This window comes from Ralstonia sp. RL, from assembly GCF_001683835.1.
Taxonomy (GTDB): domain Bacteria; phylum Pseudomonadota; class Gammaproteobacteria; order Burkholderiales; family Burkholderiaceae; genus Ralstonia; species Ralstonia mannitolilytica.
Map to the genome: position 1 here is coordinate 1 of NZ_LWRX01000093.1, position 23327 is coordinate 23327.

Consider the following 23327-nt stretch of genomic DNA (forward strand, 5'->3'; position numbering starts at 1 on the left):
CGATGTGGCCAAACGGCTCGCGCAGGAACTGGTGGTGCGCGACAAGGTGGACTTTCTTGCCGGCTTCGGCCTCACGCCGGAAGCGCTCGCGGTGGCTCCCATCGCGCAGCAGGCCAAGAAGCCGATGGTCATCTTCAACGCAGCGTCGTCGTCGATCACGACCAAGTCGGACTACGTGACGCGCGTGTCGATGACGCTGCCGCAGATCTCCACGCCGATCGCCTCGTGGGCGCTGAAGAACGGCATTAAGCAGGTCGCCACCGTGGTGGCCGATTACGCGCCCGGCATCGACGCAGAGACGGCCTTCAGGCAGACCTTCACCGCGGGCGGCGGTCAGGTCGTGGAAGCCGTGCGCGTGCCGCTGCGCAATCCGGAATTCGCGCCGTTCATCCAGCGCGTGAAGGATACGAAGCCGCAGGCCGTGTTCGTGTTCCTGCCCGCGGGCGAGCAGGGCGTGGCCTTCATGAAGGGCTTTCGCGAACGCGGGCTCGCGCAGGCCGGCATCAAGGTCATCGCCACCGGCGACCTGACGGACGACCACGTGCTGCCCGCCATGGGCGACTCGACGCTGGGCGTCATCACGTCGTTCCACTACTCCGCGGCACACGATTCCGCGCAGAATAAGACGTTCCTGAAGGCCTTCGCCGACGCGAACCCGGGCGCCGGCCGGCCGAACTTCATGGCGGTGGCCGCGTATGACGGCATCGGCGCGATCTACAACGTCATCAACAAGCTGGGCGGCAAGATCGAGGGGGAAAAGGCCATGGCCGCCTTCAAGGGCATGAAGATCGACAGCCCGCGCGGGCCCATCACCATTGACCCCGCCACGCGCGACGTCGTGCAGACGGTCTACATCCGCAAGGTCGAAAAGGTCGGCAACGAGCTCTACAACGTCGAATTCGACAAGTTCGCCGACGTGAAGGACCCGGGCAAGTAACGCTACGCCACCGACACGAGCCGTTGCAGCAACTGCGCGTCGGCCAGCAGTTCCGCGCTGGCCGATGCGTGCACGATGCGCCCGCGGTCGAGCACCAGCGCGCGCTGCGTGAGTTCCAGCGCCAGGCGGGCGTGCTGCTCCACCACGATCACCGCCATGCCGCCTTCGTCGACCAGCGTGCGGATGGCGCGGCCAAGTTCCTGCACGATGATCGGCGCAAGACCTTCCATCGGCTCATCAAGCAACAGCAACGCCGGATTCGTCACCAGTGCGCGCGCGATGGCCACCATCTGCTGCTCGCCGCCCGAGAGCTGGTTACCCAGATTGCGCCGTCGTTCCTGCAGGCGCGGAAACATCGTGTAGATGCGCGCCACATCCCATGCACCGGGGCGTGCGACGGCGGTCAGATGCTCCTCCACGGTGAGCGATGGAAACATCCAGCGCTCCTGCGGCACCCAGCCAAGCCCCGCCCGGGCACGCTTGTGCGGTGCGACCTTGGCGATGTCCGCGCCCTGCCAACGGATGCGCCCCGCGTGCAGGCGCGTGAAGCCCATCAGCGTGGCGAGCAGCGTGGTCTTGCCGACGCCGTTGCGACCCAGCAGCGCGAGACTGCCGCCGGCTTGCAGCGTGAACGACACATCGTCGAGCACGACGGCGTTGCCGTAGCCGGCGCTCACATTCTCGAACGCGAGCAGTTCAGTCATGCCCGGCCTCCCCCAGGTAGACCTCGCGCACACGCGAGTCGGCGGCAATCTCTTGCGGCGTGCCTTCGGTCAGCACACGGCCACCCACCAGCACGGTGATCCGCTCGGCAAAACGGAAGACAAGGTTCATGTCGTGCTCGATGAAGAGGATGGTGATGTCGCGCGGCAGGCTGGCGATCACTTCGAACAGTTCGGCGCTTTCGCCTGCAGGGATGCCCGCGGCGGGCTCGTCGAGCAGCAGGATGCGCGGCTGCGTGGCCAGCGCCAGGGCGATCTCCACGAGCCGCTGCTTGCCGTACGGCAACGCCTGCGTGGGCGACAGCGCATCGGCGCCCAGCTGAAGGCGGCACAGCAAGGCCATCGCCTCATCACGCGCCTCCTTGTGCGAAGCGACGGTGCGATAGCCGTGCCACGACGCCCCGCTGCGCTCGAAGATGGCGAGCATCACCGACTCCAGCACCGTCAGCCCCGGAAACAGGGTGTTGATCTGGAACGTGCGCGTCAGGCCGCGCTTGACGCGCTGGTGTGCGGGCAGGCGCGTGATGTCTTCGTTGTCGAGCAGAACCTGCCCCGCCGTGGGCGCCAGCGTGCCGGTCAACAGGTTGATGAAGGTGGTCTTGCCGGCACCGTTCGGTCCGATCAACGCGTGGCGCGCGCCGGGGGCGAACGTGAGCGAAATGTCGGCATTGGCCTGGAAGGCGCCCCAGCGTTTGGAGAGGCCGCGTGTGCTGAGCGTCGGCGCGCGCTGCATCATCGGTGGGCTCATGCGGCGCCTGCCTTGCGGGCGCGCCATGCTTTGGCGATCGTGTCCAGCCCGCCCAGGATGCCGCCACGCGCAAACAGCACGATCACCATCAGCAGGAGCCCGATCCAGAACTGCCAATAGACGGGGTTCATGCCGGCCAGCACATCCTGCGCCACCATGAACACCGCCGCGCCGATCAGCGCGCCATACAGCCGGCCCGCGCCGCCGAGCACCAGCATGATCAGCAGTTCCGCCGACCGCGAAAAGCCCAGCGAATCGAGCCCCACGAACTGCGTCGTCTGCGCGAGCAGGCCGCCAGCCACACCGGCAATCGCGGCGCTCACGGTGAAGGCGGCCACCAGCCGCATGCGGACGTTGGCGCCGATTGCCGGCATGCGCTTGGGCCCCTGCTGAATGCCCCGCAGCGACAGCCCGAACGGCGACCGCACCAGCCGCCGCAGGAACACGAACACCAGGAACAGCACGGCCAGGCTGTAGACGTACGCCGTACGACCCTGCAGGTCGAACTCGAAGGCGCCGAGCACCCTGTTCATCGTCACCCCCGAAAGGCCGTCGACACCGCCCGTGAGAAACGCCATCTTGTTGGCGGCCTCATACAGCATCAACCCAATGCCGAGCGTAACCATCAGCCGTGTCAGGTCGTGCCCGCGCACCACGAGGAAGCTCACGCAGAAGCCCGCCAGCGCGGCCACGGCGGCACCGGCGGCCAGCCCGGTCAGGGGTTCGCCCCAATCGTGCGCCGCCAGCAAGCCCGCCGTATACGCGCCAAGCCCAAAGAACCCCGCATGCCCGAGTGACACGATGCCCGCATAGCCGAGCACCAGGTCCAGCGACAACGCGAACAGCCCGACGATCAGCACCTGGCTGCCAAAGACGAGGTAATCCGGAAGCAGGAAGAACACTGCGACGGGCACACACCAGAACGCCAGCTCGAACGGCGACCAGCGCGCATCTGGCAAACCATGGGCCGGTGCGGCCGGCGCCGGCTGCGCGGAGCGCATCAGTTGCTGCAGCACGTTCATGCGCGCCTCCCCAGCAGGCCATTCGGAAACGCCACGAGCAGCACCACCATCAGCCCGTAGATGACGAACGCGCCCACCTCCGGCACGTAGTACTTGCCCGCCACGTCGAAGACGCCGAGCACCAGCGCCGCCAGCAACGTCCCCTTGATGGAGCCCGCACCGCCCACCGCCACCACGAGCAGGAAGTACACCATGTACTTGATCGGGAATGCCGGATCGAGCCCGAGCACGTCGATGCCCAGCCCGCCGCCCAGGCCCGCGAGCCCCGAGCCGAGCGCAAACGTGACCGAAAACACCAGGCTCACATTGATCCCGAGCCCCGCCGACGCCTGCTGATTGTCCACCGACGCCCTCACCTGCGCGCCGAAGCGTGTGCGCTCAATGAGCCACGCCAGCAACGCCGTCAGCACGATGACCACACCGATCAGAAAGAGCCGATAGCGCCCAACTTCCAGCCCGCTGTCCAATACGCGCAGCTGCCCGCGCAGCATCTCCGGCAGTTCCACCGGCTGCTGGGCAGGGCCCCACACGTAGGTCGCGCCGGCCATCGCCATGAACACGAGCGCGATGGAGAACAGCACCTGGTCGAGCGGGCTCGCGCGATAGAGCCGCCGGTACAGCGTGCGCTCCAGCACGAACCCGAAGGCCGCGGTGACGAGGAAAGCGATGGGCAGCGTCGCCAGGAACGGCACGCCGAGGCGGTTCATCAGAACCACGCAGACATAGCCGCCCGCCATGGCAAATGCGCCGTGCGCAAGGTTGATGAAGTGCATCAGGCCCATCGTGACCGACAGGCCGATGCTGATCAGGAACAGCAGGCTGCCGTAGGCCAGCCCGTCGAATAACACACCCAATGCGCTCAGCATGGGCCTCCTCCTTGGGCGTTTCCGGCTCAGCGGCCAGTTTGCCCGGTGTGTCGTGGCGTCTCTCCGGAGACGATTGCCGTTACGCCTTGCCGGCGGCTTCAGCATCCATCTCGGCAAACACCGTCTGCGCGAGCTGGAAGGCATGGTTGGCGGCCGGCACGCCGCAGTAGATGGCGGTCTGCAGCAGCGTCTCCTGGATCTCGTCGCGCGTCACGCCGTTGTTGGCGGCGGCACGCAGGTGCAGGCGCAGCTCGCCGTCGCGGCCCAGCGCCACCATCATGGCGATCGTCAGCAGGCTGCGTGTATGGCGCGGCAGGCCTGGGCGCGTCCAGATCTCGCCCCAGGCATAGCGCGTGATGAGGTCCTGGAACGGTGCGGTGAGCTCGGTCTGGGCAGCGCTCGCGCGGTCGACGTGCGTGTCGCCCAGCACGGCGCGGCGCACCTGCATGCCGGCGGCGTAGCGTTCGCGGTCATCCATGGGCCACCTCGCGCACCACGCCGGTTGTCAGGAAGCTGACAAGCGCTTCGGTATAGCCGTCGGCCTGCTCCCAGTTGGAGAGATGCCCGGCGGCGAGCTGAACGTATTGCGCGCCCGGGACGCCATCGGCGATGGCCTGGGTCTGTGCCGGAGGCGTCGACACATCGTGCGTGCCTCCGATCACCAGCAGCGGCACACGGATGTTCGGTAGTTGCGCGCGCAGATCCGCATCCCGGATCGCTGCGCAGCAGCCGTTGTAACCCGCCGTGGGCGTGGCGAGGAACACCTTCATGAAGCCGTCGATGGCCGCCGGATGGGCCTCGGGGTAGCCCGGAGAAAACCAGCTCATCAGCTTGTCGGTGATGGCCGCCATGCCGCCGCGCTCGACCAGCGCGATGCGGTCGTTCCAGCCTTGCTGCGAACCGATGAGCGGCGCGGTGTTGCTCACGACCATGCGCGGGAAGCGCTCGCCGTGATGCGCGGCCAGCCACAAACCCGTGAGACCGCCCATCGACAGGCCACAGAACAGCGCGAGGTCGATGTCGTAGTGATCGAGCAGCGCCAGCACATCGCCGCCAAGCTGCGCCACGCCGAACGGCGCATCGGGCACGCTGGTCTGGCCATGGCCGCGCTGGTCATAGCGCAGCAGGCGGAAGTGCTGGCGCAGCGCGTCGAGCTGCGGCGCCCACATCCCGAGGCTGGTGCCGAGCGAATTGGACAGCACCAGCACCGGCTTGCCCGCCTCGTGCGTGTCGTCGAGTTCGTGATACAGGCGGACGTTGTCGTGTTCGAGCCAGGGCATGGTGTCTCCGTGGATGCGTATTACGGGTGGCGGCGAGCGTGTTCCGCCAGCACGCGGTCAACGGCCGCGCCCGCGTCGCCAAGATAGTGTGCGGGGTCGAGCAGCGCATCGAGCCGCTGCGGCGCTGCCCCGCCCCAGATGCGCTGCACGTCGGCGTCTTCGGCCAGCACGTCGCGCAGCGTTGTGTGGTTCTGTACCGCCTTGCGGCTGGCCGCTTCGACCACGTGATGGGCCTGCAGGCGGCCAAGGTCTGCGCCCAGCGCAAGCATCACCGCTTCACCGAGGATCAGGCCCTGCGTCAGGTCGAGGTTCGCGCGCATGCGCGCCGTATCGACCTGCAGGCCTTCGATGATGTCCCGCATGCGGTCGAGCGCGCCGGCGGCCAGACATGCCATCTCGCGCAGCGTCGCCCACTGGGCCTGCCAGCCGCCGAGTGCACGTTCGTGTTCCTGCGGCAATGCCGACAGCAGCGTACTCGCCAGCCCGGGCATGCGCGTGGCCGCGGCCAGCACCGTGGCACAGCCGACCGGGTTGCGCTTGTGCGGCATGGTGGAAGACCCGCCCTTGCCCGCGCCTGATGGCTCGGCCGACTCGCCTACTTCGGTCTGCATCATCAAGGAGAGGTCGCGTGCGAAATGGCCCAACGTCCCGACCAGCAACGCGAGCGTGGTACCAATGTCGGCCACGCGATCCTGCTCGCCGTGCCAGGAGAGCGAGGGCAACGGCAGGTCCAGTTCATGCGCCAGCGACTGGGCCACGGCGCGCCCGTGCTCCCCGAGGCTCGCGAGCGTGCCCGCCGCGCCGCCAAACTGCAGCACCGGCACATGCGCACGCAGCGCGGCAAAGCGGTCCTGCGTGCGATGCACGGCCTCCAGCCAGCCGGCCAGCTTGCGGCCGAAGGTCGTCGGCAAGGCCTGCTGCAGCCACGTGCGCGCCACCATCGGCGTATTGCGATGGCGCTGCGCCAGTGCGGCGAGCGCATCGGCAAGCTTTTGCAGATCTGCCTCGATCAGCTCGGCCGACTCGCGCCACTGCAGCATCAGGCCGGTATCGATGATGTCCTGGCTGGTCGCGCCCCAATGGACATAGCGCGCAGCGTCTTCATCATGCTGCGCGACTGCGGCCGTGAGCTGCTTGACCAGCGGAATCGCGAGATTGCCGGCGCTGACAGCCGCATTGCCCAGCGCCTCGAGATCCAGCGTCGCGTTCGCGCACACCGCGCGGATCGGCGCGACGGCATGCGCCGGAATCACGCCCACCGCGCCCTCGGCCTGCGCAAGCGCCGCTTCCACATCGAGCATCGCACGCACAGTGGCCGCATCGGACCATACCGCCAGCATGGCCGGCGTGGAGAACGCGCGATCGAGCAGTCCGCTGGTCATGGCTGCCGCCAGCTCAAACGCGTTCGATCACCAGCGCGATGCCCTGGCCCACGCCGATGCACATCGTGCACAGCGCGTAGCGGCCACCGGTGCGCTGCAGCTGATACATCGCCGTCGTCACCAGGCGCGCACCGCTCATGCCGAGCGGATGACCCAGCGCGATGGCGCCGCCGTTCGGGTTGACGCGCGGGTCGTCGTCACGCAAGCCGAGCTGGCGCATCACCGCCAGGCCCTGCGCGGCAAATGCCTCGTTCAGCTCGATCACGTCCATCTGGTCGATCGTCAGGCCGAGCTGCTTGAGCAGCTTCTGCGAAGCCGGCGCCGGGCCGATGCCCATCACGCGCGGCGGCACACCGGCGGTCGCCATGCCCACAATGCGCGCACGCGGCGTCAGGCCAAAGCGCTTGGCCGATGCCTCATTGGCGAGCAGCAGTGCGCAGGCGCCGTCGTTCACGCCCGACGCGTTGCCGGCGGTGACGGTGCCGTCCGGGCGCACCACGCCCTTGAGCTTGGCGAGCGCTTCCATGCTCGTCGCACGCGGGTGTTCGTCACGGCTGACGACGATGGGGTCCCCCTTCTTCTGCGCAATCGTCACCGGCGTGATTTCCTGCGCGAGCGTGCCGTCTTCCTGCGCACGTGCGGCGCTGGCCTGGCTGCGCAGGGCGAAGCGATCCTGGTCTTCGCGGCCGATGTTGTAGTCGGCGGCGACGTTCTCGGCAGTCTCCGGCATCGAGTCGACGCCGTACTGCGCCTTCATCAGCGGGTTGATGAAGCGCCAGCCGATGGTGGTGTCGTAGATGGCCGCGTCGCGCGAGAAGGCGCTCGTCGCCTTGCCCATCACGAACGGCGCGCGGCTCATGCTCTCCACGCCGCCAGCGATCATCAGGGAGGTTTCGCCCGCGCGGATGGCACGTGCGGCAGTGCCCGTGGCGTCCATGCCGGAGCCGCACAGGCGGTTGATGGTCGAGCCCGGCACGCTGTCCGGCAGGCCTGCCAGCAGCAGCGACATGCGGGCCACGTTGCGGTTGTCTTCGCCTGCCTGGTTGGCGCAGCCGTAGATGACGTCGTCGATCGCGGACCAGTCGACCTGCGGGTTGCGCGCCATCAGCGCCTTGAGCGGCACGGCGCCCAGGTCGTCGGCACGCACGGCGGAGAGGCTGCCGCCGTAACGGCCGATGGGGGTGCGGATGGCGTCGCAGATAAAGGCTTCGGTCATGATGTGTCTGTCTCCAACAATCGTTATGCCTGACGCAGCGGCGCCGCGGTCAATGCCTGCAGTGACGCGAATTCCAGCCCCTCGGCCATCTCGCGCACCACCAGTCCGTCGGGCGTGATGTCGATCACGGCGAGGTCGGTGTAGATGGTATCGACGCAGCCGATGCCCGTCAGCGGATACGTGCACGACGGCACGATCTTGCTCTCGCCGTGCTTGGTCTGGTGCTCCATCATCACGAAGACACGCTTGGCGCCGATAGCCAGGTCCATCGCCCCGCCCACGGCCGGAATCGCGTCCGGTGCGCCGGTGTGCCAGTTGGCCAGGTCCCCAGTGGCCGACACCTGGAAGGCGCCGAGCACGCAGTAGTCGAGATGGCCGCCCCGCATCATGGCAAACGAATCGGCATGATGGAAGAACGACGCCCCCGGCTTGATGGTGACCGGCTGCTTGCCCGCGTTGATGAGGTCTTCGTCTTCCTCGCCGGGGGTAGGCGCCGGGCCCATGCCGAGCAGGCCGTTCTCGGTGTGCAGGATGATTTCCCGGTCGGCCGGCAGCTGGTTGGCCACCAGCGTCGGCAGCCCGATGCCCAGGTTGACGACCGAGCCGTCGGGAATGTCGCGCGCGACGCGAGCGGCGATCTGGTCGCGCGTCCAGCGCTGGATCTTGGCGGTGGCTTCGGTGCTCATGCGGCCTCCCTGGCGGGCTGGGCGGCAGCGATCTGCACGACGCGCTTGACGAAAATGCCGGGCGTGACGATGTGCTCCGGGTCCAGTTCGCCCAGTTCCACGGTTTCGCTGACTTGCGCGATGGTGCACTTGGCCGCCATGGCCATCACCGGGCCGAAATTGCGCGCGGTCTTGCGATAGACGAGATTGCCCCAGCGATCGGCGCGCAGGGCCTTGATGAGTGCGTAATCGGCAGTGAGCGGCAATTCGAACACGTACGGCTTGCCGTCGATGATGCGCGTCTCCTTGCCTTCGGCCAATTGCGTGCCGTACGCGGTCGGGCAGAAGAACCCGCCGATGCCGGCCCCGGCCGCGCGGATGCGCTCGGCCAGGTTGCCCTGCGGCACCAGTTCGAGCTCGATTTCACCCGCGCGGTAGAGCGCGTCGAATACGTACGAATCGGCCTGGCGCGGAAACGAACACACGATCTTGCGCACGCGCCGCGCCTTGAGCAGCGCCGCCAGGCCCGTCTCGCCATTGCCGGCGTTGTTGTTGATGATGGTCAGCTCGCGCGCGCCCTGCGCGATGAGCCCGTCGATGAGTTCGGCAGGCATGCCGGCGGTTCCGAACCCGCCGATCATGATGGTGGCACCGTCGGGAATGTCCGCCAGCGCGGCCTCCACAGACGGACAGAGCTTGTTGATCACGTGACATTCTCCGGCAAGGGTGCCCGCGTTGCGTGCGTGGCACCGCTTGGAGCACCGCCGGGCCGGAATGGGCCCAACCGCAACCGCGCGGCTTGCGAATCTCCTGTTTGAGTGGATCGACACGTGCCTTTGCTATCCGGCCGCGCCTTCTTTTCCGTCGATGTGTTCGCTATACGAACTCACGTTCGATCCAAGAACGAATCTACGCCCGCTGCGTGAGCCGTGTCAAGGCGTACGGATGCCGGTCGCCTGTTCGACTGGCGAAATCCACGCAATGCCAGTAGGCTTGGAGGCACTGAATCCCTTTCGCCTTGTTGCATGTCTGCTGCCGAACTGCCCGCTGAAAAACCCAGCGACTCCTATGTCCAGTCCTTCGCGCGGGGGCTGTCGGTCATCCGCGCGTTCAATGCGGAGCGCCCGACGCAGACGCTCTCCGAAGTGGCGGAGGCCACGGGTCTGACCCGCGCAGGCGCCCGGCGCATCCTGCTCACGCTGGTGAGCCTCGGCTACGTCAGCTTTGAGGGACGCCTGTTCCGCCTCACCCCGAAGATCCTCGACCTTGGCTTCGCCTACCTGACCTCGATGCCGTTCTGGAACCTGGCGGAGCCGGTGATGGAAGAGCTCGTGCAGACCGTGCACGAAAGCTGCTCGGCGTCGGTGCTCGACGGGACCGAGATCGTCTACGTGCTGCGCGTGCCGACGCAGAAGATCATCGCCCTGAACCTGTCGGTCGGCAGCCGGCTGCCGGCATTCTGCACGTCGATGGGGCGGGTGCTGCTGTCGGGCCTGCCCGAAGAGCGGCTCGACATCGTCCTGCGCGAATCCGACCGCCGCCCCCGCACGCAGCGCACCATCACCGAGGTCGACGCCCTGAAGGCCGTCATTGCCGGCGTGCGCGAACAAGGCTGGGCGCTGGTGGACCAGGAACTTGAAGAAGGCCTGATCTCGCTGTCGGCGCCGATCCGCAACCGCGCAGGCGACATCATCGCCGCCATGAACATCAGCGGGCAGGCCAACCGGACCTCGGCCAGGCAGATGACGAAGCAGTTTCTCGGCCCGCTGCAGCAGGCGGCGGAGCGTATTTCGGCGATGGTGCGTGTGCGGACCTGAGCGAAGTGCGAACACAGTCGTCCAGGTGCGCTGCGCGCCTCGCATCCGGGCTGGTTTTTCAATAAAATTGTGGCTCCGTGGGCAAAGAGGATGTCTGTGACTCAACACACCGCCATTCGCACCGGTCTGGATGTGAAAGGTCGCCGCCGCCGAGCCTGTGCTGCGCGCATCCTGACGCTTGCCCTGCCGTTCGCGGCCGGCCCGCTGTGGGCGCAGTCGCCGCCGGCCGGTGGTCTGCTCGAATTGTCGCCGCTGGCCCGCATGCTGGTCGGGGCCGCGACAGGCCGCAGCACCGCCGCCGCCGGTGTGCCCGCACTCACGGGCCCCGCGCGCAATGCCGACCGGGCGCTCACGCAGGCCTGTACCGAAATCAACCGCTTCACCCCCGTCCCGCTCGACCGCGAGACCGCCCTGGCCCAGTGCTCGCTGGCCCAGAAGAAGAATCTCGTCTTCGTCATCACGCTGACGAACTACGCCGCGCATAGCGCCGCGTCGCAGGGTTTCCGGCTGAACTTTGTACCGATCCTGCAGAAGAACATCTGCAACAACGGCGACGTGCGCATCCTGACGCGCCTGGGGCTGAGCCTGATCTACCGCTATCGCGGCAACGACCACGAGATGGTCGGCGACGTGCCGATCAACGAATCGATCTGCGGCACGCTCTAGGGCAGGCGGTCTGCCCCGGGAATCCCCGGATGGAGCCGCATCGCCTGCCATGTCATTAATGGCGGCCAAACCTGTCTGGAGAACATGGCTGTCGTGCCTGCGCCTTTGCCGCGCCAGCCCCGCCGGCCGTTCTTTTCGCGAAGGCCGCTCCCTGCCCATCCACGCACGCCCGACACCCGCTTGTGCGCCCTGTCCCGACCCGCTTGCCAACCCGCCTCTCGTGCTGCCGCCTGGGCTATAGTTGGGCGTTCCACAGCTGTCATATGGTTATCCGGAGTTCGCGCAGCCAACCCGGCTGCATGCCTGTATGCTCGCGGTCGATCTTGATCTGCACGCTGTCACCCACCCAAGTCGTCAAGGAGGAAACACGATGAAAACAGACCGACGTCTGACGCAATTGGCCGGCGCCGCCGTCCTCGCTGCTGCCACGCTGGTCGCCACCACGGCGCATGCCGACCAGCTCGCCGACATCAAGAAGAAAGGCGAACTCGTCTGCGGCGTGCTCGGCACCGACGAGCCGTTCAGCTTCCTGAAGGACCCGATGAGCCGCGAGATCGTCGGCTATGACGTCGACATGTGCGATGCCGTGGCCAAGAGCCTCGGCGTGAAGCCGGTGCTCAAGCAACTGGCCGTGGCCGCGCGCCTGCCCGAGCTGCAGCAAGGCCGCGTCGACCTGCTGGCCGCCTCGCTCACGCACAACCACGAGCGGGAGGCACAGATCGACTTTTCGGTGTCGACCTTCATCACCGGCCAGAAAGCCATGGTCAAGAAGAGCAGCGGCATCACGTCCCTCGCCCAGCTCGATGGCAAGAAGCTGCTGACGGTCAAGGGCTCCACCATGGAAGCCAACATCGCCAAGACCATCAAGAATGCCGATGTCGTGTCGTTCGACAACAGCCCGCAGGCGTTGCTGGCGCTGCAACAAGGCAAGGGGGTGGCTTACGTGAACGACGAGACCACGCTGGTCGGCAACATGGCCAAGATGGGCCCGACGGCCAAGGACTACGCGATCCTGCCGCAGAGCCTGTCGACCGAGCACATGGCGCTGGGCATCCGCAAGGGCGAGGCGGGCTTCAAGAAGCAAGTGGACGACGTGCTGCTCGGCATGGAGAAGAGCGGCGAAGCGCAGAAGCTCTACGACAAGTGGTTCGGGCCCGGCACGAAGATGAACTTCCCGCCGCGCGCCTTCAAGATCTCGACCGACAAGATCGATTAATTGCACGTCGGGCCGCCCAGACGCTGCGCTGGGCGGTATGAGATTCCATGCCCCAATTCGATTTGTCGATGCTGCTCTCGGGGCAGTATCACCAGTGGCTCGTCAGCGGTTTCTTCCTGTCGATCAAGCTGTCGGTGCTGGCCTTCGTGCTGGCGCTGCCGCTTGCCATCGTCGTGGCGCTGCTGCGGCTGGCGCCGGTTGCGCCCTTGCGCGGCATCGGCCAGACGTTCGTCGAGGCCATCCGCAACGTACCGCTGCTCGCCCACATGCTGTTCTGGTATTTCGGCGCGCCGCAGATCCTGCCGGAGTTCATCCGGGACTGGCTCTACAGCATGAACTACGAGGCGGCGAGCGCCGTCATCGCGCTGGTGCTGTATACGGCGGCCTACATGGCGGAGGACATCCGCAGCGGCATCCGCTCGATCCCGAAGGAACAGCTTGAGGCGAGCCGTGCGCTCGGCCTCGGATTCCTGCAATCGATGCGGCTCGTGATCCTGCCGCAATCACTGCGCGTGACGGTGCCGCCGCTGGTCAACCAGACGCTGAACCTCTGGAAGAACTCGAGCATCGCCATGGTCATCGGCGTGGCGGAGCTGATGTACCAGGCGCAGCAGGTGGAAAGCGCGACCTTCCGCGGCTTCGAGGCCTTTGCGTTTGCCACCGCGGCCTATCTGACCATCTCGATCGCGATCACGGTGTTCTCGGCCTGGTACCAGCATCGCTTTCCGGTGAGGACGCTGTAGCCATGCTCGACCTCATCCAGACCTACGGCGTCTATTACCTCGTCGGCCAGTATCCGAACGGGCCGCTGGGCGGGCTGGCGCTGACGTTCCTGCTGGCATCGGCCGGCCTCGTGCTGGCGCTGCCGGTGGGCATCGTGCTGGGCCTGTGCCGCGTGAGCCCGATCGCCGCGCTGCGCGTGCCGGCCACGGCGCTGGTCTACGTGGTGCGCGGCACCCCGCTGCTGATGGTGATCTTCTGGGCGTACTTCCTGCTGCCCACCGTCACCGGGCACCGTACCGACCAGTTCAGCACCATGCTTACCGCGCTGGTGATCTTCGACGGCGCCTACCTGGCGGAGATCGTGCGCGCCGGCATCCAGGGCCTGCCGCGCGGCCAGATGGAAACGGCGCGCTCCCTCGGCCTATCGTACATGCAGGCGATGCGGCTCGTGATCCTGCCGCAGGCGCTGCGCAACATGCTGCCGTCGCTGGTCAACCAGCTTGTCTCCACCATCAAGGAGACGTCGCTGGGCTACATCATCAGCCTGCCCGAGGTATCGTTCGTGGCGGGGCAGATCAGCACCGCCGTGATGGTCAAGTCCGCCGAGGTGTACGGCCTGCTCGGCATCAGCTACTTCGTCATGTGCTTCAGCCTGACGCGCTTGGCGTTCTACCTGGAGCGCCGGCTTGCAGCGCGTGCTCCATCCAAACCATGAACATGATCACGATCGAACACGTCGACAAGTGGTACGGCGATTACCACGCCCTGGTCGACGTCAACGAAACCGTCGCCAAGGGCGAAGTGGTGGTGGTGGTGTGCGGGCCGTCGGGCTCGGGCAAGTCCACGCTCATCCGCACGCTGAACCGGCTCGAAGCGATCCAGAAGGGCCGCATCACCGTCAACGGGCAAGACGTGCACGCGCATGGCGTGAACGTGAACGCACTGCGCAGCGGCATCGGCTTCGTCTTCCAGCAGTTCAACCTGTTCCCGCACCTGACCGTCCTGCAGAACTGCACGCTGGCCCCGGTGCAGCTCAAGCGCATGCAGCCCCAGGAAGCCAAGGACTTTGCGATGGGGCTGCTGGAGCGCGTGGGCCTGCCGCACAAGGCCGGCGCCTATCCGAGCGAACTGTCGGGCGGCCAGCAACAGCGTGTGGCGATTGCCCGCGCGCTGGCGATGAAACCGCCGGTGATGCTGTTTGACGAACCGACTTCCGCCCTCGACCCTGAGATGGTCAACGAGGTGCTGCAGGTGATGAAGGACCTCGCCCGCGACGGCATGACCATGGTCTGCGTCACGCACGAAATGGGCTTCGCGCGCGAGGTGGCCGACCGCGTGTTGTTCATGGACCAGGGCCAGGTACTCGAGCGCGCCACGCCGGAAGACTTCTTCCTGCGGCCGCAGCACCCGCGTGCGCAGCGCTTCCTGGCCGACATCCGCTCGCCGTGGAACGTGCCCGCCTGAACCGGCGCGCCGGCCAGTGAAAAACGGAGGACGATGTCCTCCGTTTTTTGTTGCCTTCAAACCCGTTCACCATCCGTAGCGGGAGACAGGCCGCGCAGCAGGATCGTGGGCAGGCTTACTGGATGGCCTTGTCGTTCGGATGCGCGTACAGCTCCTTCATGCCGGCCGTCATCGGGTAGTTCAGGTTCAGGCCCTTCGGCGGAATCGGCGACAGGAACCACTTCTTGTACAGGTCATTCGCCTTGCCCGACTTCATCAGGTCGGCAATCACGTCGTCGGCCACTTTCTTGAACGCCGGATCGTCCTTGCGCATCATGCAGGCGTAGGTTTCGGTCTGCAGCGGCGTGCCCGTGACCACCCAGTCGTTCTGGTTCTTGGCCTTGGTGCGCTCGCCGTACAGCAGCGGCTCGTCCATCACGAATGCCACGGCGCGGCCCGATTCCAGCGTCAGGAACGCCTGGCCGTGATCCTTCGCCAGGATCAGGTTCATCTTGTCGGCGTCCTTGGCCTCGCCATTCATCTTCTGCAGGATGCGGTCTTCGGTGGTGCCGGCGGTGGTCACCACGGTCTTGCCCTTCAGGTCGGGGAAGTCCTTGATGCCCGAGTCCTTCTTCACCAGCATCAGCATGCCGTAGATGAAGATGTTGTTCGAGAACGCGACCTGCTTCTGGCGCTCCAGGTTGTTGGTGGTCGAGCCGCACTCAAAGTCGATCGTCCCGTTCTGCAGCAGCGAGATGCGGTTCTGCGACGTGATCGGCGTGAGCTTGACCTGCAGCTTCTTGCCCACCGCCTTTTCCACGCCGGCAACGATCATGTTGGAGATCTCCTGCGAATAGCCGGTGATGGTGTTTGCGTCAGCCTGGTACGAGAACGGAATGGACGACTCGCGATAGCCGACCGAGATCACGCCCGATTGCTTGATCTTGGCCAGCGTGTCGCTCGACTGCGCCTGCGCACCGGTGGACAGCGCGGCCAGCGCACCGGCCGCAACCAGCGTCAGGCCAGACAGAATACGTTTGGTCGAATGCAAGGTCTTCATGCTTCCCCTCCTATGGGTGTGTTCGCTCCAGACTACTTGGGTTACCAATTGGCGCGGGCCGGATACGCATCATCGAGCCTGCGCGCTCGGTCTTTTGAATCTCGCTCTTGTGTCACGACGCCAGCGCATACGGCACTGGGGAAACCGCGGGCTTGCGGCCGGCAATCAGATCCGCCAACAAGCCTGCACTGCCCAGCGCCAGCGTAAAGCCCAGCGCTCCGTGACCAACGTTCAACCACAACCCTTCCACCGGCGACGCCCCCACCACGGGCACCCCCGTTGGCGTTGCAGGCCGCATGCCCGCCCACGGCGCCGCATCGGCACCCGCGTCATTGGCACGCATGGCGCCCGGAAACAGCGCGCGCGTTTCGTCATACAGCGTCCGGGCGCGGCGCGTATCCAGCGCTGTCGACCAGCCCACCAGATCGGCCATGCCCGCCACACGCAACGTCTGCCCGATACGGGCATAGACGATCTTGCGCGCGGCATCCGTCACGCTGATCACCGGAGCAACGTCGCCTTCCTCCAACGGCAGGCTGATGCTGTACCCCTTCAGCGGATACAGGCCGGGGTCGATGCGCAATGGACTGAGCAGCCTTGCGCTCGTCACGCCCGCTGCCATCACCACCGCATCGGCAGCAACCTGTTCGCCATCCTCAAGCTTGAGACCACGCACACGGCGGCCTTCCGTCCACAAGGATTGCACGCCGATATTGAAGCGCAGCGTCACGTTCGGCATCTCACGCAGCCGGTTGAACAGGCCGACGCAGAGTTGATGGCAATCGGCCACATCTTCGTCAGGCGTGTAGATGGCACCGACGATCTGGTCGCGCACGCCGGCAAGCGCTGGCTCGTGAGCGATGGTCTCGTCGGGCGACAGCGCGTGCTGCTCACAACCCAACGTGGCCTGATAACCGACCTGCGCGCGGGCCGATTCAAACGCCGCCGCATCGCGGTGCACCACCAGCTTGCCCCGCCGCGCAAAGCTGAACGCCAGGTCCGGCGCCGCCTCGCGCAGCGCTTCCATGCGCGTACGGCTGTAGAACGACAGGGCCAGCAGCTCGCGCGTGGTGCGCTCGGCACGCTCACGATTGCACGCGGCAATGAAGCGCAGGCCCCAGCGCAGCAGCGCCGGGTCGAGCGAGGGCCGCAGGCGCAACGGCGAATCGCGGCGCAGCAGCCAGCCGGGCACATGCGACAGGACGCCGGGGCCTGCCAGCGGCGCCACGTAGCTGTAGCTCAGCTGGCCGCCATTGGCATAGCTGGTGCCCTCGCCCGGCCCGGGATGACGCTCGACCAGGGTGACCTGATGGCCGTCCTGAGCCAGGGCGTAGGCTGTGCTGATGCCGATGATGCCTGCGCCGACGACTGCGATGTGCATGAAGGAGCTGCGAGTTGAGGAGATGGTGCGCAGCTTAAGGAGCGTGGGCGGGGTTGCGCAAATGCGGAGTTGTTGGGGGGGATGTTGTGCGGCTATGGGTCTTTGCCTCGGGATTCCGGGGCGTGTTCGGTGCATCCCCGGTTTCATCCCCTCACTGCAACATAAACGTCTCGTACTCCAACCGCCCAAGCTTCCGATCCAGCATCACCAGGCTCGCCATCACCACCAGCAGCAGCGACACGGCAAACCCATACCCGTACCAGGCCGGCCCAAGCTGGAGTGTGATCCACGTCAGCACGCCGTTGAGCACGACAAACGCCGCGGTCAGGGCGAGCACGACGCGCCGCCGGTCGAGGTAGAAGAAGATGTTCACCACGCCGAGAAAGACGACCTGCAAGCTCGCGGCAATGGTGTCGACATACAGCAGCGGCAGGTACAGCTCCGAAATCTGCAGCACGCGCAGCACCGACGCGCCCACCGCAAACAGCACCAGCGCGGCCATGGCCTGGATCTTCACGATCTCGTACAGGCCCGCGCGGATGGTCTGCACCATCGTGTTGCGCATGTCTTCGATGTGCTCCAGCGATGCCCCGCCCCGCACGGCGTCGTAGAACGCGTCGTAGTACTCGACGAAGTCCGTCTCGATGCGCACGAGGAACACCGCCATGCCGGGAATGATGCCGAGGTACGCCAGGAACACCGGAATGTCATAGATGACCGACGCATTCAGCGGGCCAATCACCTGCTGCCCCGTGCCCGGCGCATACCAGAACATGAACTTGTCGAGCCAGATGCCGAGGTTGTACAGCAACCCGATCAGCATGAGCGACGGGTACGCGAACCGCCGATCGAACACCTCGAACGACAGGAAGCGCCGGCCGCTGAAATTGCGGTAGATGAGCGCGGCCATGCCGATCAGCAGGCACAGTTGCCCCGTGACGAAGCCCAGCAGCAGCCCTTCCAGCCCCAGCCGGTTGAACAGCAGCGCCAGCAGCACCGTGAGCGTGTAGCCGAGCAGGAAGATCCAGACGATCGCCTTGTACTGCTTCATGCCCGACAGGAAGATCACCGCGATCCAGATGTTGGCCATGACCACGAAACCGGCCAGCATCAGCAGCCGGTAGATGGCCGACTGCTGCGCAAACGCAAACAGGATCACCAACAGCCCAAGCCCGCCCGCGACCAGCGTCATCACCAGCGACACGGCGTGGTAGTTCGGCAGGATCAGGTCGTCGCGCTTCTCGAACAGCCGGTCGGACGTGAAGCGCGTGAAGGCAAGCTGCAGCGGCCCGGTCAGGATCAGGCTCACCGCAATCAGGTACGTGACCGACACCTGGAACTGCGTGATGAGCGAGCCCGGAATCACGAACGGCAGGCTGAGAATACCGATCAGCAAGATTCCGACGATGGACAGGATCCACGGCCCGGAACTGATGATGCCGGCGTAAGTGTAGGCGCGCAGCAGCCCGAGCAGGCTGTCGCGCTTGAGCATCTTGCGCAGCTCGAAACCAATGCCGGCCATCAGCGGGCTCCCTCGTGCGGCTTGTTCTGCCGGGCGTGGTGCGGGCACGCCGCCGCGGCAGCAGAAGCGGCCTTGGCACCCGTGTCTGCGGTGTGGTCCGGCAGCGTGCGCAGGTGGTCGTACAGCCCGCGGTAGGCGCCCACCATCATCTCTTGCGTGTAGTAGCGCTCGACGCGGGCGATGCCGGCGGCTTGCGCCTGCTGCCAGCGCGTTTCATCACGCAGCAGCGTCAGGACTTCAGCGGCCAATGCGGCGGGGTCGGCAATGCGGACGACCGCGCCGGCGGCGCCCAGGGCCGCGTCTTCGCCGTCGAGGCCGAACAGCAATTGCCGGCACGACCCGACATCCGTCGTCACGGCCGGCACGCCCGCGGCAAAACCCTCGAGCACCACCAGCGGCAGCGCCTCGCTGATGGAGCTCAGCACCAGTACGCCGACCTTGGGCAGGATGTCGTCGATCTTCTGGAAGCCCAGGAACTTGATGCGATCGCCCAGGCCCAGGCTTTCGGCCAGGCTGTGGCATTCCTGCGCGTATTCCGGGTCTTCGTCTTCGGGGCCGGCGATCCAGCCTTCGGCATCGGGCATCTCGCGGGTGATGGTGAGCATCGCGCGAATGAAGGTCTTCACGTCCTTGATGGGCACCACCCGGCCGATCAGGCACATCACAGGCGGCACGTTTGCCGGGCGCTTCTCGCGCAGCGCGGCCAGGCGCGGCAGGTTGATGCCGTTCGGGATGCTGCGCGTCTTCTCTTCCGGCGCGCCGTCGAGCACCTGACGCCGGCGGTTGCCTTCATACAGCGCGACGATCTCTTCGGCGGCGTCGTAGCAGACGCGGCCCATGGTCTCGAAAAAGCGCACCCAGAGGTCGCGGAAATAGCTGATCTGCGCGATGTCCTTTTCGAAGATGCTGCGGTTGTCGCGGATCCACTGGCTCTGGAACAGGTCGATCTTGCGTTCCTTGGTGTAGATACCGTGCTCCGACACCAGCAGCGGACGCCCGCGCCGGTAGCGCAGCAGCGCGCCCAGGAAGCCCGCATAGCCGGTGGAAACGGTGTGGAACACCTTCACCGGGATGAGGTTCTCGGCAATGCGCACGAGCTGCCACAGCGGCTTGTGCATGATCCGCACGGTCCAGAAGTAATCGGTGAACGACGGGTCGGTGCAGTAGCGCCGGTAGTAGTCCGTCATCATGTCCCAGGCGCGGTGGCTGTAGAGGAACTGCTCCTCGGCAAGCGGTCCGCCGTCGCGCAGGTCGGCGATGGAGGCACGGATCAGCTCGGCCGTCTCTTCCCTGTGCGCGGCAGTGGTGGCGTGGCGCAAGGCATCGTGCAGCTTGCGCGAGCGCTCGAAGGCAGCGGCATCGCCGCCGCTGGCCTGCACCAGCGGCGGCGGCGGGAAGTCGTACAGATAGTGGCACTCGAGGTGCACCACGTTGTCGGGAAGGGCGTAGACGGGCTTGCCGTAATCCTCGCGGCGGCTGCCGATGAAGACAACGGCGAAGCGGATGTCTGGAAATGCCCGGATCATCTGGTTGACCCAGCTCGACACCCCGCCGCTGACGTAGGGGAACGTCCCTTCGAGCAGGAGCGCAACGTCGGCGGACTGGGCGCGTGGGAATTGGTCGTCGCTCATGATGTCCAGTAGCGCAACAGCGGGCGCAGCAACGGCAGCGGCGACCGGCTGGAGAATTGCGCCAGCGCCGCGCGCGCGCCCGCGTAATCGCGGCGCAGGTAGCAGGCCTCGGCCAGGGGCGGCAGCAGGCGGTCGCGCGGGAAGCCGAGCGCCTCGGCGCGGCGCAGGTGAGCCTCGGCCACGTCCGGCTCGCGGCGCGACAGTGCCAGCCGGCCGCGCATGTACCACAGCGCGGCGTTGTCGGGCTGGATGTCGAGCGCGGCGCTGGCGTAGCGCTCGACCTGCTCGGCGGTATAGCGGTACACGTCGCCCTGCACGAGGTTCTGGTAGATCAGCTCCCAGTACAGGTCAGCGAGGCGCTTGTTGATCTCGTAGCGGGCCTCGGGCGTGGCGGCCTCTTCCAGGCGCGGCAGCTCGGTCAGGATTTTCTGCGTGAGCACCTTCTCGGCGTTGTCGAGCATGCCGTAGGCCAGCAGGCGGATGTCGTCCACGGGGTCGGCCAGCAGGTCGCGCAGCACGGGGCTGGCGGTGCGCGTGGGCATCGACTGCATGGCCACCAGGGCGGTCATGCGGCTCTGCACCGGTGCGCGTGCGTTGCCGAGCTGGGCCCGCAGCCGGGCCCCGCCGCCGTGCGTCACGCGCGAGACCAGGTGCGCCACGAAAACGGGCAGCCCCACCTCGGCGATGTCCTTGTCGTCTTCGGGCCGTGGGAACAGCTTGCCCAACAGCAGGCCGCCCAGCACGACCACGCCACCGCCCACCGGCACGAAGAAGGACAGGGCCGCCAGGTAGCCGTACGTCCAGACGAACGGCACGCGATAGCGGCGCGGCAGCAGGCGCCAGGCAGCCAGCCCGATCAGCGCCGCCGCCCCCGCCTGCAGCACCAGGCACGACAGCAGCAGCGCGAGGCTGTTGCCGGCACGCAGTGCCATGGTGACCGCGGCGATCTGCGCCGCGATCCCGCCGAGCGTGAGCTTGAACATGTCGATGTGCCCCTTGGCTCAGCCGTCGAGGTGGCAGCGCGTGAGGAAGCGCTGCAGCGCTTCGCCCGGGTGCTCGCCGGTCACATGCAGCGTCTGCACGCTCACATGCGCGCCTTCGAAATCCACGCCGAACTGCGCGCGCAGGCTGTCTTCGATGCGCACCAGGTACGCCGACACGGCGCCCGCGCCAGACAGCGGCATCAGCGTGATGATGGCGCGGCGCGCCTTGCCGCTGGCCTGCCACACGACATCCAGCGCGCGGCGGCTGCGCACGACGCTCTCGAACAAGGCATCGCTGGCTTCGTCCTGGTCAAAGATGAGCGCCACCACCGACGAATCGATGCCGGTATCGCGATGCAGCCGCGCCAGGCGGCCGAGGTCGAGCGCAAACTCGTACGGCGCATCGGGCACGAGGTCGAGAATCTCCGAGCTGACGGTGAGGTGGCGCACGCCATCGGCGTAATAGCCGAGCAGCACCATCAGGAACTGCAGGTTCTCGTACGACAGCGAGAGGAACGGCATCTGCTGCACGACCACAACGCCGATCAGCTCGTCGGCGCCCGAGAGCACGGGCGCGCACGCCACATAACGCGAGCTGCCTTCGTGGCGCAGTTCGGGCGCCTGCGGATGCGCCAGCGTATGCGTCTCGATGCAGTGGCGGATCAGCGGGTCGTCCGCCACGATCTCGAATGGTGCACCCACGCGCGCCACCGGTTCGGCCTCGATGCGGTTGCCCGTCACGCGCGCCATGGCGGCAACCTCCAGCTGGCAGGCCTGCGCCGTCCATTGCAGGAACGCCACGGCACCGGGCAGTTGCGCGACATCGGCCTGCGCTGTGCCGTCGCCATGCTCGCGCGCGGCCAATGCGATGTTGCGCAGGTGCGTGAGCGTGTCGCGCAGCGTGGTGGGCTTGGCCAGCAAATCGTTTTCCAGGCGCTCGTGCGACAGGCGCAGCAGGAAGTGGTTCTTCGTGAGCGCGGCCAGCCGATCGTTGAGATAACCGTTGACGGTGCGTGCGCGCGAAAGCCGCGCGCCCCAGATGTCGCCAAACTGCCCGCCGATGAGCACCAACATCAGCCCGCCCAGGAAGTACATCCGCGGGAAGCCGCTGGCAGCGGCCGCGTGTCCGTAGAACAGCCACCATGCGCCCAGCACCACCAGCGCGGCCATCGCGCCGAGCAGCGTGCCGTAGCGCAGCGCCAGGATGAGCGGCACCAGCCACATCCACGGAAAACCGTAGCCGAGCAGCAAGGGGTTGTCCGGAACGAACAGCCAGACCAGGCCGATGGCCGCCACCGCGGCGCCCAGCGTTTCGAGCACGGCGGTCGGGCTCGAAGCCGCCGGTGCGATGAGCCGCCCATACCAGGTCGATGCGCCGATGCCCTGCGCGTTGCGGCGGCGCTCGTTAGACCCGACCTGCCCGCGTGCCTGTTGTGCCGCTTCGGTCTTCATCAGCTCCGGCCCAGCGGCGACAGCAACTCGCGCAGCAGCTTCTGCGCCACGGCCGACACGGCGTCGCGGCTCCAGCCCGTGCGGCTGCCGGCGGCGCTCCAGATCACGTTGCCGCTCTGCACGTCGATCACCTGCAGCGTGATCCCCACTGCGGGCTCGCCGTCCACGCCGACCTTGTAGCGCCACTCGTCCACGGCGCCGGTCACGGCGTAGCGGGCCTTTTCGCCACGCGCCCATTCCAGCGCACGTGCCACGGCCTCGCGCTCGGCCGGCTCGAACAGGGACTCGCTATTCAGGCTGGCCGGATACTGCTTGAGGTTGGTGAAGCCGCGCGCCTTCAGCAGGCTGGCGACGATGGTCTCGGCGCGCAGCCCGGCCTGCGGCGTTTCGGTGTAGTTGGCGATGGGCAGCACGACCCACGCATCGGACGCGCTCGTCGCCGGCGCGCGCCCGCTGTCGACGACCGCGCAGGCCGACAGCGCGAGCGCCAGCCCGACGCCCGCAACCGCACCCAGCCAGCGCCGGCGGCCGGCCTTGATCTTGTTGAGCCAGGGTGTCATTGCTTTCTCCGTTGTGTGCTTCATGTCGTTCTTTC

Annotated in this window: 24 protein-coding genes; 7 read left to right on the forward strand and 17 right to left on the reverse strand. The window is 66.7% G+C overall.

Going from position 1 to position 23327, the window contains the following annotated elements:
* A partial coding sequence (locus A6M56_RS08570; protein ID WP_286758075.1) for an ABC transporter substrate-binding protein occupies positions 1-937 on the forward strand: 937 nt, incomplete at its 5' end.
* A gap of 2 nt (positions 938-939) precedes the next feature.
* Here A6M56_RS08570 and A6M56_RS08575 read toward each other — a convergent pair.
* The 10 genes from A6M56_RS08575 to A6M56_RS08620 form a co-directional block, all read right to left on the reverse strand.
* Positions 940-1641: an ABC transporter ATP-binding protein gene (locus A6M56_RS08575; protein WP_045787359.1), complete on the reverse strand. Its 702-nt coding sequence runs from the start codon at positions 1639-1641 to the stop codon at positions 940-942.
* A complete protein-coding gene (locus A6M56_RS08580) occupies positions 1634-2407 on the reverse strand; it encodes an ABC transporter ATP-binding protein (protein ID WP_102080268.1) in 774 nt (257 codons plus the stop codon). The genes A6M56_RS08575 and A6M56_RS08580 overlap by 8 nt, the downstream gene beginning before the upstream one ends.
* Entirely contained in the window at positions 2404-3429 is a 1026-nt protein-coding gene (locus tag A6M56_RS08585; protein WP_102079994.1) for a branched-chain amino acid ABC transporter permease, read from the reverse strand. Before A6M56_RS08585 ends, A6M56_RS08580 begins: the two co-directional genes overlap by 4 nt.
* Positions 3426-4295 carry a branched-chain amino acid ABC transporter permease gene (locus A6M56_RS08590; RefSeq protein ID WP_045787361.1) on the reverse strand — a complete coding sequence of 290 codons (870 nt, stop codon included), beginning with the start codon at positions 4293-4295 and terminating at the stop codon, positions 3426-3428. Before A6M56_RS08590 ends, A6M56_RS08585 begins: the two co-directional genes overlap by 4 nt.
* Before the next feature lie 79 nt (positions 4296-4374).
* Complete coding sequence (pcaC, locus tag A6M56_RS08595) at positions 4375-4773, reverse strand: 4-carboxymuconolactone decarboxylase (protein WP_102079995.1); 399 nt, start codon at positions 4771-4773, stop codon at positions 4375-4377.
* On the reverse strand, positions 4766-5575 hold the full coding sequence (pcaD, locus tag A6M56_RS08600) for a 3-oxoadipate enol-lactonase (protein ID WP_102079996.1): 810 nt from the start codon (positions 5573-5575) through the stop codon (positions 4766-4768). The genes pcaC and pcaD overlap by 8 nt, the downstream gene beginning before the upstream one ends.
* Positions 5576-5595: 20 nt before the next feature.
* Entirely contained in the window at positions 5596-6957 is a 1362-nt protein-coding gene (locus A6M56_RS08605; protein ID WP_045787364.1) for a 3-carboxy-cis,cis-muconate cycloisomerase, read from the reverse strand.
* Between the two features lie 13 nt (positions 6958-6970).
* Positions 6971-8173 carry a 3-oxoadipyl-CoA thiolase gene (gene pcaF / locus A6M56_RS08610; protein WP_102079997.1) on the reverse strand — a complete coding sequence of 401 codons (1203 nt, stop codon included), beginning with the start codon at positions 8171-8173 and terminating at the stop codon, positions 6971-6973.
* Positions 8174-8196: 23 nt separating this feature from the next.
* On the reverse strand, positions 8197-8859 hold the full coding sequence (locus A6M56_RS08615) for a CoA transferase subunit B (protein ID WP_102079998.1): 663 nt from the start codon (positions 8857-8859) through the stop codon (positions 8197-8199).
* A complete protein-coding gene (locus tag A6M56_RS08620; protein WP_045787367.1) occupies positions 8856-9545 on the reverse strand; it encodes a 3-oxoacid CoA-transferase subunit A in 690 nt (229 codons plus the stop codon). The genes A6M56_RS08615 and A6M56_RS08620 overlap by 4 nt, the downstream gene beginning before the upstream one ends.
* A gap of 318 nt (positions 9546-9863) precedes the next feature.
* Between A6M56_RS08620 and A6M56_RS08625 the strand changes: the two genes are divergently transcribed.
* The 6 genes from A6M56_RS08625 (at position 9864) to A6M56_RS08650 (ending at position 14724) form a co-directional block, all read left to right on the forward strand.
* Positions 9864-10655 (forward strand): IclR family transcriptional regulator, encoded by a 792-nt coding sequence (locus A6M56_RS08625; protein ID WP_102079999.1) that lies wholly within the window; start codon positions 9864-9866, stop codon positions 10653-10655.
* 90 nt (positions 10656-10745) lie between these two features.
* A complete protein-coding gene (locus A6M56_RS08630) occupies positions 10746-11321 on the forward strand; it encodes a hypothetical protein (protein ID WP_102080000.1) in 576 nt (191 codons plus the stop codon).
* A 370-nt stretch (positions 11322-11691) separates the two neighbouring features.
* Positions 11692-12537, forward strand: a complete 846-nt coding sequence (locus A6M56_RS08635) for an ABC transporter substrate-binding protein (protein WP_045787370.1) — start codon at positions 11692-11694, stop codon at positions 12535-12537.
* A 47-nt stretch (positions 12538-12584) separates the two neighbouring features.
* Positions 12585-13280 (forward strand): amino acid ABC transporter permease, encoded by a 696-nt coding sequence (locus tag A6M56_RS08640; protein ID WP_102080001.1) that lies wholly within the window; start codon positions 12585-12587, stop codon positions 13278-13280.
* Between the two features lie 2 nt (positions 13281-13282).
* Positions 13283-13975, forward strand: coding sequence for an amino acid ABC transporter permease (locus A6M56_RS08645; RefSeq protein ID WP_102080002.1), 693 nt, complete (start codon positions 13283-13285; stop codon positions 13973-13975).
* Positions 13972-14724 carry an amino acid ABC transporter ATP-binding protein gene (locus tag A6M56_RS08650; RefSeq protein ID WP_286758076.1) on the forward strand — a complete coding sequence of 251 codons (753 nt, stop codon included), beginning with the start codon at positions 13972-13974 and terminating at the stop codon, positions 14722-14724. The genes A6M56_RS08645 and A6M56_RS08650 overlap by 4 nt, the downstream gene beginning before the upstream one ends.
* Positions 14725-14839: 115 nt before the next feature.
* On the opposite strand, the gene A6M56_RS08655 is transcribed toward A6M56_RS08650, so the two are convergent.
* From A6M56_RS08655 to A6M56_RS08685, 7 genes are all read right to left on the reverse strand, one after another.
* Positions 14840-15763, reverse strand: coding sequence for a glutamate/aspartate ABC transporter substrate-binding protein (locus A6M56_RS08655; protein WP_045787373.1), 924 nt, complete (start codon positions 15761-15763; stop codon positions 14840-14842).
* Positions 15764-15875: 112 nt separating this feature from the next.
* Entirely contained in the window at positions 15876-17144 is a 1269-nt protein-coding gene (locus A6M56_RS08660) for a D-amino acid dehydrogenase (protein WP_102080003.1), read from the reverse strand.
* 151 nt (positions 17145-17295) lie between these two features.
* The gene (gene pelG / locus A6M56_RS08665) at positions 17296-18666 is read right to left on the reverse strand and encodes an exopolysaccharide Pel transporter PelG (protein WP_045787375.1); all 1371 of its coding nucleotides are present in this window, start codon (positions 18664-18666) and stop codon (positions 17296-17298) included.
* Entirely contained in the window at positions 18666-20297 is a 1632-nt protein-coding gene (gene pelF, locus A6M56_RS08670; RefSeq protein ID WP_102080004.1) for a GT4 family glycosyltransferase PelF, read from the reverse strand. Before pelF ends, pelG begins: the two co-directional genes overlap by 1 nt.
* A complete protein-coding gene (locus A6M56_RS08675; RefSeq protein WP_045787377.1) occupies positions 20294-21280 on the reverse strand; it encodes a tetratricopeptide repeat protein in 987 nt (328 codons plus the stop codon). The genes pelF and A6M56_RS08675 overlap by 4 nt, the downstream gene beginning before the upstream one ends.
* Positions 21281-21298: 18 nt before the next feature.
* Complete coding sequence (locus A6M56_RS08680) at positions 21299-22732, reverse strand: PelD GGDEF domain-containing protein (protein ID WP_062738298.1); 1434 nt, start codon at positions 22730-22732, stop codon at positions 21299-21301.
* Positions 22732-23292: a transporter gene (locus tag A6M56_RS08685; RefSeq protein WP_045787379.1), complete on the reverse strand. Its 561-nt coding sequence runs from the start codon at positions 23290-23292 to the stop codon at positions 22732-22734. The genes A6M56_RS08680 and A6M56_RS08685 overlap by 1 nt, the downstream gene beginning before the upstream one ends.
* Between the last annotated feature and the right edge of the window lie 35 nt (positions 23293-23327).